The sequence below is a fragment of the Pseudonocardia sp. CA-142604 genome (genome assembly GCF_050948475.1).
GTDB lineage: Bacteria > Actinomycetota > Actinomycetes > Mycobacteriales > Pseudonocardiaceae > Pseudonocardia > Pseudonocardia alaniniphila.
In genome coordinates, this window is record NZ_CP192045.1 from 8,574,290 (window position 1) to 8,587,657 (window position 13,368).

Sequence of the window (13,368 nt, forward strand, 5' to 3'; positions counted from 1 at the left end):
GCAATACGCCGGGGGCGCAGCGGATTGGACAATTTACACCGCGAGTGCGAGCGCCGCCGTGGCCGCTGCACACAGAGCCGTGCGGACGTGGTTCCAGGCGGTCCAGCGCACGAGGTAGTCGGCCCAGACCGCGACACCTGCCGGGCTGTCCGGGTCGGCCGCGTCGAGCCGGTTGTTGAGGGGGACGTTCGCCACCATGGTCAGCCCGAAGGAACCGACGACGTGGAGCACGGCACCCGCCACGATCCACCCGGCGCCGGTCCAGGACGAGAACGGCGCGGCCACCGCCATCAGGAGGCACAACAGCGGTGTTCCGCCGAAGACCACGCCGAACACCGGGTTGAGGATCGCCCTGTTGATCGCCTGCATGGCAGCGGCACCGACCTCGGGCCGCAACCTGCGCAGCCCGGGCATGACCGCGGCGGAGAAGGCGAAGAAGAGGCCGGCCATCAGACCGGACCCGACGGCGGCGACCACGGTGGCACCGGGGAGCACTGAGTCGATCATCATGCCGCCCGATCCTGGACCAGATCCCCGACAATTGCCTCGAATCGGGTGAGGGTGGTGGCTTCCGCCGTGCGGGGCGCGAGCGGTGCGATGGTCCCGTCGGACAGGGCCCGCCCCATCTGCACGTGCAGCTCGGCACAGTCCCGCGAGAAGCCGGCCTGCACGAGCGCGTCCGCCATCTCCGCGTCCGGCAACCGGACGTACTGCAGGTCGGGGAGACCGATCGCTGCGCCGAGGATGCTCGTTGCCTCGGCATAGGTGAGGTCGCACGGGCCGTGCAGCTCACGCACCTGCACTCCGCTCCAGTCCCGGGCCACGAGCGCCGCGGCCGCTGCCGCCCCGACGTCCCGGGTCGCGATCATCGGCACCGGCACCTCGGGCGCCACAGCGTCCGCGTTGACGCCGAGGGCCCGGGCCATGTCCACGGCAGCCGTGATGCTCTCGAAGAACACGCCGGGCCGCAGGAAGAGCAGATCGATCCCGGTGAGCTTGCGCAGCCGCTGCTCCTGGTCGTGCAGGCTCGCGATGAACCCCGTGCCCGTCGGGACGTCGGCACCGATGCTGCTCAGCGCCACGACACGCCGGACCCCTGCCCCCTGCACCGCCGCGACGATCGCTTCACCCAGTCGCTGCTGCTCCGCCCGGAAGTCCGCCGAGGTCGGGTCGTAGGGAAGCAGCGTGTGCACGGCCTCGGCGCCGCGGAACGCACGCGCCAGGAACTCGGCGTCGGCCGCGTCTCCCGCCCACGTCTCGGCGCCGGCCGCGGCGAGCGCTGCCAGCGCACCGGGGTTGCGGCCGATGGCGCGGACCTGTTCGCCCGCCTCCAGCAGTCGCTGCGTGATCTGCCGGCCGACCTGCCCGGTCGCCCCCATCACCGTGATCATGATTGCCCTCCGCCTGGTCCGTTGTGCTTGTTCGTCCACTCTCGGGGAGGGCTGCAGGACCTTCCATGCTCATGAGTCGCCGATCCGTGCTCGTTCGTCCAGCTCGTCTGGACGATGGGACGTGGGGCGCCGCACACTCGGCCCGTGCCGTTCGATGACCGTCTCCACGCCGAGGACCCGCTCGGGGAGGCGCTGCACTTCCTGCGCGTCACCGGGAGCTTCTACTGCCGCTCGGAGCTCACCGAGCCCTGGGGCCTCACCATGCCCGCGTGGGCCGACTGCATGTGGTTCCACGTCGTCACCGCCGGCCGCTGCCGGCTGGACGTCGAGGGAGCCGAGCCGCGCTGGCTGCAGCAGGGCGACCTGGCCCTCGTGCCGAACGGGCGAGGGCACGTGTTGCGCAGCGGACCGGGCGTCATCACTCCGGACGTGACGGGCTTGGAACACGAGTTCCAGAACCGGTACGCGATCCTGCGCCACGGTGGCGGAGGCGCCGCGACCACGCTGGTGTGCGGGGCCGTGCGGCTCGATCATCCGGCCGCGCACCACATCCTCCCCGTGCTGCCCGTGGTGATCCACCTGGGTCCGTCGGCCTCGCCGCAGGCGGAGTGGATGCAGAGCACCCTGCGGCTGGTCGCGGTGGAGGCCGCCGAGATGCGGCCGGGCGGAGAGGCGATCATCACGCGGCTGTCGGACGTCCTCGTCATCCAGGCCCTGCGCAGCTGGATCGAGACCGATCCCGCGGCCCAGCGCGGCTGGCTCGGAGCGCTGCGCGACCGGCAGATCGGGCGGGCGATCTCACTGATCCACCGTGATCCTGCCCGCGACTGGACCGTGGCGTCACTGGCGAACGAGCTGGCCATGTCGCGCTCGGCCTTCGCGGCACGCTTCACCGAGCTCGTCGACGAGCCCGCGATGCGGTACCTCACGCGGTGGCGGATGCAGACCGCTCGCACCCTCCTCACCGAGGACGGCGCCACCGTCGCCGAGGTCGCCGGACGGTTGGGCTACCGGTCCGAGGCCGCGTTCAGCCGCGCGTACAAGCGGGTCATCGGCGTTCCACCCAGCGCGTCGGCACGGGGTCGCGCTCCGGTGAGCGCCACAGGTCCCGTCAGCTGACCCACACGCCGGAAGGGGACAATTCCCCCAACCGGTGGAAGATCGATGTCGCACGCCGCACACTGGGTATCCTCCAAACGGGCGAACAAGGGCGAACCTCACCTATCTGGAGGAACAGAAACGTGACCCACTCCCGACGGTCGTTCCTGATCGGCGTGCCCGGTGTCGCCGCGGCGGCGATGATCGCCTCGTCCACATCCGCAGCGCTGGCAGGCCAGCCCCACCAGACCCCGATCGCCATCCGATCCCGCTCCGCCGTCGACGCCCCCGAGCTTCCCGAGCTCGTCGTCGACTACCCGGATCACGTCGACCTGCGCGTCCACTACATCAGCCGCGACGCCGACGACCCGGCAGGCTGCACCACCCGCGGTCCGGAGGAGACGGTGGAGGCGGAGGTGCCGGCCGGTGCCGCGGCGGTGCACCTCGACGGCGTGCGCTACGAACTGCTGCAGTTCCACTTCCACACGCCCTCCGAGCACGTACTGGACGAGCACCACTTCCCCATCGAGCAGCACTTCGTCCACCGTGGACCCAAGGGGGAGACGCTGGTCGTCGGCCTGTTCCTCACCGGCGGCGGACGCGGCGGCACTCTGCAGGACGCCGTGCTGCACACACTCCCCGAAGAGTGCGGCAAGGAGGTTGAGGTCAGCGTCGATCTCAGCGGTGCGTTCCCCGACGACCTCTCGACGTTCCGCTACGACGGCTCCCTGACCACCGCTCCCTACACCGAGGGCGTGTCCTGGCTGGTGCTGCGGCAGCACCGTGCGGTCACGGACTCGTCCGTCGAGGGCCTCGAGGAGCTGTTCCCGAAGGGCAACGCGCGCGAGCTGCAGCCGCTGAACGACCGGACCGTGCATTACCGCAAGCAGCGCTGACCTCCGGTCAAAACCTTTATCGTTCGACGATGACCACCGGTCCGCTCGCCGTGTACAAGGATCTCTGCCTCGACGCCGGGGATCTCGGGCGAGCGGGCCGGTTCTGGTCGGCGGTCCTGCGACTCGAGAGCCACCCGCACCACGATTCGGTGGTGCGCCTCGAGGGCGCGGACCCACAGCAGACGGTGTGGATCAGCGCGGTTCCCGAACCGAAGACGGCGAAGAACCGGCTCCACCTGGACATTCACACCGGATCCGTCGCCGAGCTCGTGGAGCTCGGCGCCTCGGTGCTCGACGACACGCTGCCGTGGACCGTGATGGCCGACCCGGACGGCGGAGAGTTCTGCGCGTTCGTCCGGGCCGAACCACCCGACCAGCGGCTCTACGAGCTGGTCCTCGACGCGAACGACCCGCGCGCCGTGGCGACGTGGTGGGCGCGGCTGCTCGGCGGCAGGCTCACCTCCGACGACGGGAGCAGCTGGGCGTTGACCGAGATCCCCGGAGCACCCTTCGAGTGGTTCGTGGTCAACCCGAGCTCCGCCCCGAAGACTGCGAAGAACCGCGTGCACATCGACGTGACCTGCGACGATCTTGAGGCACTTCTCGCCGACGGTGCACGCCTCCTGCGCCCGCGCGACGGCGACATCGGCTGGCACGTCCTCGCCGACCCCGAGGGCAACGAGTTCTGCGTGTTCACCCCCTGACGCGACGAACGGCCCAGGTCCCCCACAAGCGGCGTTTCGCACCATTCGTCGCTGCTGAGGGCACATTCGACCCATCCGTCCGCGAGCCGACGCCCAAGTCCGTCTCGGGTTGCTTACGTTGCCTCTCGGATCGATGACGGCACGGTCACAAACAGGACACGGGACTCCCCACCCGCCGGACCCCCCGACCGGACGTCCACCCGGAGCCGTCGATCCGGAGGCAAGTCGTGGCTCGGCATCGCTCCCCCCGGAGCCGACGCGCGCACCAGAGCCCGCACTTGACGGTCCTCGGCCGTCAGGCGCCGGCACACGCCGCGCAAGGCCCCGTCTCCACCCCGCTGCGGCGGGGTACCGCCGTCGTCGCCGTCACGGGTGGCGCGTTCTCCCTCGTGGGGGCCGCGTCCATGATTCCGGTCGTGGTCGACACCACCGCGGCCCCCGTGGCGCTGTCCGTTCCCGTCGAGACAGGGGAGGACGTGGTGTTGCGCTCCTCCATGGAGCCGGTCCCACCGGACCCTGACGTGGTCGACGCGAAAGAGCTCGTCAAGGCCGTGCAGCTCATCGAGCAGCAGCTCGCCAACCGGGCGGCCGAACAGGCGGCCGCCGAGGAGCGCGCTGCCCGGGAGAAGCAGGCGGCCGCGGAGAAGGCCGCTGCCGCCGCGTCGGGTTCGCCGGACTGCGGCATGGACACCTCCGGGCTCGGCGCGGTGAAGTCCTTCGTCCGTTTCGCGGCCGAGACCCTGGGCTGCCGGTTCGGCGAGCCGACCATGTACGGCGTGGCCGGCCGGGCCGGCACGTCCGACCATCCGGGCGGGAAGGCGGTGGACTTCATGGTCGACCGCGCCACGGGCGACGCGCTGGCCTCCTGCGCCCTGAAGAACAAGGACGAGCTCGGCATCTCGTACGTGATCTGGGAGCAACGGATCAACTTCGGCAGCGGCTGGCAGCCGATGGAGGACCGCGGCGGCGTCACCGCCAACCACTTCGACCACGTGCACATCTCGTTCGGATCCGGCGGAGGCGGTCGGCTCCGCGGCTGCTGACCGTCGCGCCGACACGCCCGCTCGTCGCATCCCCCGCGACGTCCGTCTCACGCTCAGTGAGAGGTTCGTTTCGGAGCGTGATCACTCGCTACTGTCGTTCGCGGATCAGCAGTGACCTGGCTCCCCAGCGGACATGGATTCCCCGATCCACCGGATCCCCAGCCGGACGCCGCCCGGGTCGCACGATCCCGAAAGGCAGGTCGTGTCTCGGCACCGCTCCCCCGGTCGCCGGTACGCGCACCCGCGACCCGAACCCGCGGTCGCGTTCCCCGGTGCGCTGACCGGATCGCCCCGCCGCTCCGGCGCGCGGCACCGTGCAGCCACCCAGGCCGCCGTGCGCAACGGCATGACCGCCGCCGCTGCCGCGGGCGGCGCCCTCGCCGTCGTGGTGCCGACCGCCGCGATCACCACCGGCCCCGCCCCGGCAGCCGCCGACGAGTCGGCCGTGATGTTCCTCGCCGCCGACGGGGATCAGGGCGACGAGCCCAGCACCACGATCAGTCGCGCACGCAGCGCCGTCATCCCGGTGACGAGCGAGCCCGACGAACCCGAGCCCTCCCAGGTCGACGTCTCCGAGCTCATCAAGGCCGCGGGTCTCGCCGACGTGGCGCGCCGGGCCGATGAGGAACGAGCTGCCAGGGCCAAGTGCGCCGCCGACCTCGACGGCCTGGGCCGGGTGAAGCCGTGGGTGCGCGACGCCGCCGCGTTCCTCAGCTGCCTCTACGACGAGCCACGCCTCATCGGTGTGGGACAGCGCGGCCGCGTCTCGGACCACCCGCGTGGCCTCGCCCTCGACCTGATGGTCCGCGGCGAGCGCGGCGACCGGATCGCCGCCTGCGCACTCAGCAACCAGGAAGAGCTGGGGATCAGCTACGTGATCTGGGAGCAGCGGGTGAACTACGGCGACGGCTGGGAGCACATGTCCGACCGGGGCAGCGCCACCGAGAACCACCTCGACCACGTGCACATCTCGTTCGAGAAGGGCGCGCCGGACGGCGACCCGGTGGCCGAGCGCTGCAGCTAGGACCGCCCGCAGCGAGCCCGCCGCTACTGCCCGATGCGGCCGGGCCCGCCCTCCTCGCCCACCTTCCAGATGTTCACCACGGACGGGCGCGGCTGGGTGCCAGGACCGTCCGGGAACACCGACTTGGGCGACTCCGGGCTCGCGTCGTCGAGATCGCCCGGGTGCTGCACGGAGATCAGCACGAACTCGTCGTAGATGACCGGGCCGCAGCACTCGCCGCCGACCGGGACGCTCGCGAACAGGGTGGTGCGGCCGCGGGTCGAGCCCTCCAGCGACACCCCGTAGAGACCGTCGTTGATCGACAGCGCCTGACCGGAGTCGGTGGCGATCCAGAGGTTGCCGTGGCCGTCGAACGCGAGGTTGTCCGGCGAGGTGATCGGGCTGACCTGGCTCTTGTCGAAGCCCCCGAAGTAGGTGCTCGGGTCGTTCGGGTCGCCACAGAGCAGCAGGATCGACCAGCCGAACCGCTCCGCCCTGGCGTCGTTCTCCGCCTCGACCAGCTCGATCACGTGGCCGTGCGCGTTGCTGTTGCGGGGGTTGGGCTCGTCGGCAGGGGCGGTGCGCGATGCGCCTGACTTGCCGCGGTCGGTGTTGTTGGTGAGCGCGAGGTAGACCTTGCCGGTGTGCGGGTGGGGTTCGACGTCCTCGGGCCGGTCCATTTTGGTGGCGCCCACCCTGTCGGCGGCCAGGCGCGTGAAGACGTACACCTCCTCGGCCGTCATCCCGTCGACGAACGACTCGTCCCCGGCGGCGAGCTTGATCCACTCGCCGCGGCCGTCGAATGCACGGTCGTCCGGGAGCCTGCCGCTGCCGTCGATCTCGGCAGCAGGGCTGTTCCCCGTGAACCTCGCGACGTAGAGCGTGCCCGAGGCGAGCAGGCGCCGGTTGTGCTCGCGGGCGCGGCGGCTGTTGCCGCCCTTCATGACCCCGTCGGAGACGAACTTGTAGACGTACTCGAAGCGCTCGTCGTCGCCCATGTAGGCCACGGCGTGCCCGTCCGGGGTGAGCCGGATCGTGGCGCCCTCGTGCTTGAACCGGCCGAGCGCGGTGTGCTTGACCGGCGGCGCCTGCGGGTCGTAGGGGTCGACCTCGACGATCCACCCGAACCGGTTCGCCTCGTTGGGCTCCTTCGCCAGGTCGAACCGCGGGTCGAAGCGCTCCCACTTGCGCTCCGACTCGCCCTCCGGGAAGCCGTACCGCGCGAGGCGTTCCCTCGCGACGCGGTCACCGACGGCGTCGGCGTTCGCGAAGTACTGGTTCACGTTCTCCTCGCCGGTGAGGAACGTGCCCCACGGCGTGACGCCGCCTGCGCAGTTGTTGAACGTGCCGAGCACGCGGGTGCCGGAGTCGTCGGCCGAGGTCTTAACCAGATCGGAGCCGGCCGCCGGGCCGTCGAGCACGAACTCCGCGGTGCCCGTGTAGCGGCGGTTGTAGGTCTCGTCGAGCACGGGCGTGATGCGCCCGGTGCGCCGGTCGCGCTCCACCACGAGGATCGAGAGTCCGTGCGCCTGGATCCCGACTCGCGCCTGCTCCTCGGTCGGGTTGTCCGGGTCGTACCCCCGGAACATCAACGGCTCGATCGTGTACTCGTGGTTGTTGAACATCAGGTAGCTCTCGCCACCACCGCGGCGGAGGGGGACGAGCCCGCAGAAGTCGTTGTTGTAGCCGAACTGGCCGGCCTGGGCGTCCGCGGTCTGCTTCTCGAAGTCGAACGCGGGGGCGCCGGGCACGACGGGATCACCCCAGCGGATCACCACCTCGCTCCGATAGCCCGCCGGCACCGTGACGGCGTCGGCAGTGCCCGGCGTCACCGGCTTGTACGAGAGCCCCCGCGGGAGATCGTCGGGGTCCGCCGGCGACCCCGCCCCCGTGGCAGCCGCGGCGCTGCCGGCGAACGCGGTGCCGGCACCGGCGGCGAGGGTGAGCACCGCGCCGGCCCGCAGCACGCCGCGCCGGCTCACTGCCCGGGCGAGGACGTCGCCGAAGTACTCGTTGCCCGACCGGTTCGGCTCGTCATGCGCGCAGGCGTTCCCGCACCGGTAGAGGCAGGTCAGGCCCTGCCTGCGCGTGTGCCGCTCGGTGAGCATCGGCAGCGCGACGGGGCCAGGTCGCTCCGGGCAGGGCTGAGCCACAGGTCATCCTCCTGATATCGGACAAACGCGACGAACTTAAGTGATCGAACTCAGGAGAGGAAGCACGAAGATGACCACAGGATGAACCTGTCGGGGCCGCCGCGGGTAGGCCCGGTTAATGCGCCCCGTGAATCAACTCCAAAGAGTGGGCGCCGTTAGCGAGCCTCGTCGGGGGTGGCCTCGTGTCCCGGACGGCCGTGCGTACGTCGCCGCTCCTTCAGTTCCGCCTCGAACACGTGCCTGCGGCCCTGCATCGTCTCGTCCCGGATCCGCTTCTCGACCGACTTGAAGGTGGCGTAGTAGCCGTCGTCGAACTCCTCGACGACCTGGAACGTCCATCGGCCTGCGAGCACGTTGGCGCCGATGAGCTCGTCCTGCACCTGCTTGGCCAGGTGGTCCTGCCCGGCCGCTCGCAGCCCGTCGACGACGTCGTCGAGCAGCTTGTCGGCGTGGCCGACGAGCTGGTGGAGGGTATAGAGGTGCCCTCGCACGCGCTCGATGTACTCGAATGCCTCGCTGAGCCTGCCCACCGCCGCGACCAGCTCGTCGCTCGCGCCGGGCGGACGCTGGTGCTCGGCGTCGACGGACCGTGGGTCGTTCTGCACGCGGCCCTCTACCCCGCGTCGGAAGCGGTCAAACGCCATCGCTCCCAGCGAACATCCCGCCACGAGCGAACACGGGCCGAAATGACGCTGCACCGCCCTACCGTCGGATGCGGCAGCCAGCTGCGAGAGGAGCCCTTCATGTTGATGTCGTCACCGTCGATCCCGTCCCTGGAGCACCGAGCGGGACAGAAGCCGCGGCCTCCGGCTCCACAACCACCGCCCGAGCCCGAACGGCCGCACCGGCCCGCGCCGCCGCCACCCCAACCGTTGCCGCCGGCGCTGCACGGCCCCGTGTTACGCGCGGCCCCAGCGGTCCCCAGCGGCCTCGATCCCGTGCTCGACCGCCTTCTCGAGGAACGCATCGTCTTCCTCGGCCGCGAGGTCGACGACGAGGTCGCCAACCGGATCAGCGCCCAGTTGCTGCTGCTCTCGGCCCAGGACCCGGACCGCGACATCACGTTGTACATCAACTCTCCCGGTGGCTCGGTCACCGCCGGGATGGCGATCTACGACACGATGCAGCTGATCACGCCGGACGTCGCCACCTGGGCCGTCGGGTTCGCGGCGTCGATGGGCCAGTTCCTGCTCTCGGCCGGTACGCCGGGCAAGCGGTTCGCGCTGCCGCACGCGCGGATCCTCATGCACCAGCCCTCGGCCGGAGTGGGGGGCAACGCCACCGACGTCGCCATCCGGGCAGGCGTGTTCGGTCAGATGAAGCGCGAGATCGCCGAGCTCACCGCCCGGCACACGGGGCAGTCGGTCGAGACGATCACTGCCGACGCCGACCGCGACCGCTGGTTCACCGCCCAGGAGGCACGTGACTACGGGATCGTCGACCACGTCGCGGGAACCTGACCCCGTTCCCGGACGAGCTGATCACCCACGTCGGCAGGCTTCGGCAGGCCGACCGGGTGGCGGCGCGACAACGCGGCTGGATGGCACTAGCGTGAGCCGTCCCTGAGCTTCTGCATCGATGGAGAGCTGCTGATGCGCGTCGGCGTACTCACCGGTGGCGGCGACTGCCCCGGACTGAACGCGGTCATCCGAGCAGTCGTCCGCAAGGGCGTCCCGGAGTACGGCTACACCTTCCTGGGCTTCCGGGACGGCTGGCGAGGCCCGCTCGAGGCACTGACCAAGCCCCTGGACATCCCCGCCGTGAGAGGCCTCCTACCGCGCGGCGGCACGATCCTCGGGTCGTCGCGCACCAATCCCTTCGCCATCGAGGGCGGCGTCGAGAAGATCCGGCGCAACCTGCAGAACCTCGGCGTCGACGCCCTCATCGCGATCGGCGGCGAGGACACGCTCGGCGTCGCCACCAAGCTGCACGAGATCGGGGTCAACGTCGTCGGCGTCCCGAAGACGATCGACAACGACCTCGCGGGCACCGACTTCACGTTCGGCTTCGACACGGCGGTCAACATCGCCACCGAGGCCATCGACCGGCTGCACACCACGGCCGAGTCGCACCACCGCGCGCTCATCGTCGAGGTGATGGGTCGCCACGCGGGCTGGATCGCGCTGCACTCCGGAATGGCGGGCGGCGCCAACGCGATCCTCATCCCCGAGGTGCGGTTCGATATCGACCAGGTCTGCAAGTGGGTGGAGTCGCGGTTCCAACTCGACTACGCGCCGATCATCGTGGTGTCCGAGGGCGCGAAGCCGAAGGACGGCGACGAGGTGCTGCGCACCGGCGAGAAGGACGCGTTCGGGCACGTCCGGCTGGGCGGCATCGGAGACTTCCTGGCCCGCGAGATCGAGGCGCGCACCGGTAAGGAGGCCCGCACCACCGTGCTCGGGCACGTCCAGCGCGGTGGCACGCCCACCGCCCGCGACCGCTGGCTCGCCACCCGTTTCGGCCTGCACGCCATCGACGCCGTCCACGCGGGCAAGTGGGGCATGATGACCGCCCTGCACGGCACCGACATCGATCTCGTCCCGCTGTCGGAAGCGACGAAGGAGCTGAAACTGGTGGATCCCACCCTCTACGCCGAGGCCGAGGTCTTCTTCGGCTGAGACCCGCGCGGATTTTCACCATTGCGAAACATGTCGGCAACCGGCCGGGATCGCGGAAGGGTCAGCATCGGGGTCTCCATTTCTCCTGCGGAGGCCACCGTGTCGCTGATGCACCCTTCCGAGCGGCTCGCCCGGCTCGCCTGCCACGGCCAGTGTCGGCCCGATCCGGAACGCCGGGCCCACCACGACAGACTCCTTCAGGTGGAGTCCGACCCGGACGCCATGGTCGACCTGTTCGAGACGGCCGTCACCTGGGCGGAGCTGGAGTACTCCCCGCAGACGACGATCCCGCCGCACGAATGGATCGACTTCGCCGAGCGCCACCGCTGGCACGACGCCGACCGGATGCTGTGGATCTTCGGGCTCGCCACCGACATGGCCCTGCGCGGCTCGCCCACGGCCGATCGCGAGCCCGCCGCGCTGGGGCTCGCCGCCGGCTCCGGGATCTGCCCGACGCTCGATCCGGTGGAGCCGCGGCGGCACCTGCGGGTCGCCGGCGCCTGACCGACCGCCTGCCCTCGCCCTGCCGACGGCGAGCTAGCGCCTGTTTACTAATCGGCGGAGCCAGATGTTGATCCCAGCGATCTGGGTGGTGACTTCGAAGCGCAGGGCGAGCTTGTCGTAGCGGGTGGCGAACCCCCGGTGGTGTTTGTGCAGGTTGATGCTGCACTCGACAGCGTGGCGCTGGCGGTAGGTGTCGGGGTCGAACCGTGGAGGCCGCCCGCCATGTGACCCTCGCTTGCGCCGGTGGGCCTGCTGGTCCCGCTTGATCGGGATCGTCGCCCGGATACCGCGACGGCGCAGGTAAGCGCGGTTGGCCCGTGATGAGTACGCCTTGTCGGCCAGGACCCGGTCCGGGCGGGTCCGGGGCCGGCCCCGCCCGGACCGCAGGACCCGGATGCCGTCCAGGACCGGCACGAACTGAGGGCTGTCTCCCCGATGCCCGGCGGTGATCACCGTCGACAACGGTGTCCGTCCCTGTTCAGAGGCCAGGTGCAGCTTGGTGGTCCACCCACCACGAGACCGGCCCAGCGCGTGGTCGGCCGGTTCGGCACCAGGTGGTTCGACTTGGCCGGCCGGGTCGCGGCGGGCACCCGCGGCGTGCTGGTGTGCCCGCACGATCGTGGAGTCCACCGACACGTCCCAGCAGATCAGGCCTGCCTCATCACCGAGTTGCAGCAGGCACTGCAAGATCCGGGTCCATACGCCCTCACGCTGCCAACATCGGAACAAGCCATAGACCGACTGCCACGAGCCGTACCGCTCGGGTACGTCACGCCATGGCGTGCCGGCGCGGGTCCGCCACCGGATCCCGTCGATCAGCTGTCGCCTGCTCCACTTTCGGGGCCGCCCACGTCCAGTATCCGCAGGTAGCAGCGGCTCAAGTAGCTGCCACTGCGCGTCGGTGAGGTCATGACGGGCACCCGCGGGTACGGTGCCCACGAGGTCTCCGGTGGTGATGGTCTTCTTGGTCGTTGATCCATCTACCGGAGACCTCACTCATCTCCACGGACCGACACGCACAGACACGCGACGAAGATCCACTTTCTAAACAGGCGCTAGCGGCTCAGTAGCGCGCGGAGCATCGCGCTGACGGTCGAGGGCGCCTCCTCTGCCATGAAGTGGCCACACGTGACGGTGGTGTGCTGCAGGTCCGACGCCCACGCTTTCCACCGGCCTGCCGCGTCATAGGCCAGAGCCGCGCCCCAGTCCTGCTGGAGCACCGCCACGGGCATCCGGAGGGTGTTGCCGCAGCGCCGGTCGGCCGTGTCGTGGTCGACGTCGATCCCTGCCGACGCCCGGTAGTCGGCCACGATGGAGGGAACGGCGTTGCGGGAGGCTGCGAGGTAGGCCTCGCGGACGTCGCCGGGAATGGCGGCGGGGTCCTGGGTCCAGATGTCGAGGAAATGCCCGAAGAAAGCATCCGGCGACGCCGCGATCATGGCCTCGGGCAGCCCGGGCGGCTGGGCCATCAGGTACAGGTGGAACGCAACCGCGGCCGAGGTGCCGTGCAGGACGTCCCAGGTGTCCAGGGTCGGTAGGACGTCGAGAGCGGCCAGGTGGGTGATGACGTCGGGGTGGTCGAGCCCGGCGCGAACAGCGACGAGGGCGCCGCGGTCGTGTCCGGCGAGGGCGAAGCGGTCGTGTCCGAGTGCGGCGGCGAGCGCAACCACGTCGGCAGCCATGGTCCGCTTCGAGTAGACGCCGGGATCGGTCTCGGCGGGCTTGTCGCTGTCGCCGTAACCGCGCAGGTCAGGGCAGATGACCGTGTGGTCGGCCGCCAGGTCGGTGGCGACGTGGCGCCACATCAGGTGGGTCTGTGGGAAGCCGTGGAGCAGCACGACGGGACTGCCGGTGCCGCCGACCGCCACGGAGAGCGCGACCCCGTCGGCCACGTCCACACGCCGGCGGGTGAATCCGGGGATGACCGGAGCCATCGTCACGTCCTTTCCTCGTCTGAT

The 13,368-nt window shown here is 70.5% G+C and carries 14 protein-coding genes; 8 read left to right on the forward strand and 6 right to left on the reverse strand.

Annotated features, from left to right (window positions below):
* Positions 1 to 33: 33 nt before the first annotated feature.
* Together ACQPZQ_RS38830 and ACQPZQ_RS38835 are read right to left on the reverse strand one after the other, a co-directional pair.
* Complete coding sequence (locus tag ACQPZQ_RS38830; RefSeq protein ID WP_433289421.1) at positions 34 to 510, reverse strand: DUF1772 domain-containing protein; 477 nt, start codon at positions 508 to 510, stop codon at positions 34 to 36.
* Positions 507 to 1,391, reverse strand: a complete 885-nt coding sequence (locus ACQPZQ_RS38835) for an NAD(P)H-binding protein (protein WP_433289423.1) — start codon at positions 1,389 to 1,391, stop codon at positions 507 to 509. Before ACQPZQ_RS38835 ends, ACQPZQ_RS38830 begins: the two co-directional genes overlap by 4 nt.
* A 144-nt stretch (positions 1,392 to 1,535) precedes the next feature.
* Here ACQPZQ_RS38835 and ACQPZQ_RS38840 point away from each other — a divergent pair, with 144 nt between their 5' ends.
* From ACQPZQ_RS38840 to ACQPZQ_RS38860, 5 genes are all read left to right on the forward strand, one after another.
* Positions 1,536 to 2,510, forward strand: coding sequence for an AraC family transcriptional regulator (locus ACQPZQ_RS38840; RefSeq protein ID WP_433289425.1), 975 nt, complete (start codon positions 1,536 to 1,538; stop codon positions 2,508 to 2,510).
* Positions 2,511 to 2,632: 122 nt separating this feature from the next.
* Positions 2,633 to 3,385, forward strand: coding sequence for a carbonic anhydrase family protein (locus tag ACQPZQ_RS38845; protein ID WP_433289427.1), 753 nt, complete (start codon positions 2,633 to 2,635; stop codon positions 3,383 to 3,385).
* 29 nt (positions 3,386 to 3,414) lie between these two features.
* Complete coding sequence (locus ACQPZQ_RS38850; protein ID WP_433289430.1) at positions 3,415 to 4,089, forward strand: VOC family protein; 675 nt, start codon at positions 3,415 to 3,417, stop codon at positions 4,087 to 4,089.
* 278 nt (positions 4,090 to 4,367) lie between these two features.
* Positions 4,368 to 5,132, forward strand: a complete 765-nt coding sequence (locus ACQPZQ_RS38855) for a hypothetical protein (protein ID WP_433289432.1) — start codon at positions 4,368 to 4,370, stop codon at positions 5,130 to 5,132.
* A gap of 202 nt (positions 5,133 to 5,334) precedes the next feature.
* A complete protein-coding gene (locus ACQPZQ_RS38860; protein WP_433289434.1) occupies positions 5,335 to 6,156 on the forward strand; it encodes a hypothetical protein in 822 nt (273 codons plus the stop codon).
* 23 nt (positions 6,157 to 6,179) lie between these two features.
* Here the strand turns inward: ACQPZQ_RS38860 and ACQPZQ_RS38865 are convergent, their stop codons facing one another.
* Both ACQPZQ_RS38865 and ACQPZQ_RS38870 read right to left on the reverse strand, forming a co-directional pair.
* On the reverse strand, positions 6,180 to 8,243 hold the full coding sequence (locus ACQPZQ_RS38865; RefSeq protein WP_433299577.1) for a PhoX family protein: 2,064 nt from the start codon (positions 8,241 to 8,243) through the stop codon (positions 6,180 to 6,182).
* Positions 8,244 to 8,443: 200 nt separating this feature from the next.
* On the reverse strand, positions 8,444 to 8,932 hold the full coding sequence (locus ACQPZQ_RS38870; protein WP_433289436.1) for a hypothetical protein: 489 nt from the start codon (positions 8,930 to 8,932) through the stop codon (positions 8,444 to 8,446).
* Positions 8,933 to 9,037: 105 nt separating this feature from the next.
* Here ACQPZQ_RS38870 and ACQPZQ_RS38875 point away from each other — a divergent pair, with 105 nt between their 5' ends.
* From ACQPZQ_RS38875 to ACQPZQ_RS38885, 3 genes are all read left to right on the forward strand, one after another.
* Positions 9,038 to 9,748, forward strand: coding sequence for a ClpP family protease (locus ACQPZQ_RS38875; protein ID WP_433299579.1), 711 nt, complete (start codon positions 9,038 to 9,040; stop codon positions 9,746 to 9,748).
* Positions 9,749 to 9,880: 132 nt separating this feature from the next.
* Positions 9,881 to 10,906 carry a 6-phosphofructokinase gene (locus ACQPZQ_RS38880; protein ID WP_433289438.1) on the forward strand — a complete coding sequence of 342 codons (1,026 nt, stop codon included), beginning with the start codon at positions 9,881 to 9,883 and terminating at the stop codon, positions 10,904 to 10,906.
* 108 nt (positions 10,907 to 11,014) lie between these two features.
* On the forward strand, positions 11,015 to 11,410 hold the full coding sequence (locus ACQPZQ_RS38885; protein WP_433289441.1) for a hypothetical protein: 396 nt from the start codon (positions 11,015 to 11,017) through the stop codon (positions 11,408 to 11,410).
* 33 nt (positions 11,411 to 11,443) lie between these two features.
* Here ACQPZQ_RS38885 and ACQPZQ_RS38890 read toward each other — a convergent pair whose 3' ends face one another.
* Complete coding sequence (locus tag ACQPZQ_RS38890; protein ID WP_433286883.1) at positions 11,444 to 12,349, reverse strand: IS5 family transposase; 906 nt, start codon at positions 12,347 to 12,349, stop codon at positions 11,444 to 11,446.
* A gap of 116 nt (positions 12,350 to 12,465) precedes the next feature.
* Complete coding sequence (locus tag ACQPZQ_RS38895; RefSeq protein ID WP_433299581.1) at positions 12,466 to 13,344, reverse strand: alpha/beta fold hydrolase; 879 nt, start codon at positions 13,342 to 13,344, stop codon at positions 12,466 to 12,468.
* Positions 13,345 to 13,368: the final 24 nt, after the last annotated feature.

Excerpts from the sequence above, each read along its gene's own strand:
- ACQPZQ_RS38875 (WP_433299579.1), top strand. The coding sequence starts at position 9,038 with ATGTCGTCACCGTCGATCCCGTCCCTGGAGCACCGAGCGGGACAGAAG.
- ACQPZQ_RS38880 (WP_433289438.1), top strand. The coding sequence starts at position 9,881 with ATGCGCGTCGGCGTACTCACCGGTGGCGGCGACTGCCCCGGACTGAAC.
- ACQPZQ_RS38870 (WP_433289436.1), bottom strand. The coding sequence starts at position 8,932 with ATGGCGTTTGACCGCTTCCGACGCGGGGTAGAGGGCCGCGTGCAGAAC.
- ACQPZQ_RS38865 (WP_433299577.1), bottom strand. The coding sequence starts at position 8,243 with ATGCTCACCGAGCGGCACACGCGCAGGCAGGGCCTGACCTGCCTCTAC.
- ACQPZQ_RS38885 (WP_433289441.1), top strand. The coding sequence starts at position 11,015 with ATGCACCCTTCCGAGCGGCTCGCCCGGCTCGCCTGCCACGGCCAGTGT.
- ACQPZQ_RS38835 (WP_433289423.1), bottom strand. The coding sequence starts at position 1,391 with ATGATCACGGTGATGGGGGCGACCGGGCAGGTCGGCCGGCAGATCACG.
- ACQPZQ_RS38850 (WP_433289430.1), top strand. The coding sequence starts at position 3,415 with ATGACCACCGGTCCGCTCGCCGTGTACAAGGATCTCTGCCTCGACGCC.
- ACQPZQ_RS38830 (WP_433289421.1), bottom strand. The coding sequence starts at position 510 with ATGATGATCGACTCAGTGCTCCCCGGTGCCACCGTGGTCGCCGCCGTC.
- ACQPZQ_RS38895 (WP_433299581.1), bottom strand. The coding sequence starts at position 13,344 with ATGGCTCCGGTCATCCCCGGATTCACCCGCCGGCGTGTGGACGTGGCC.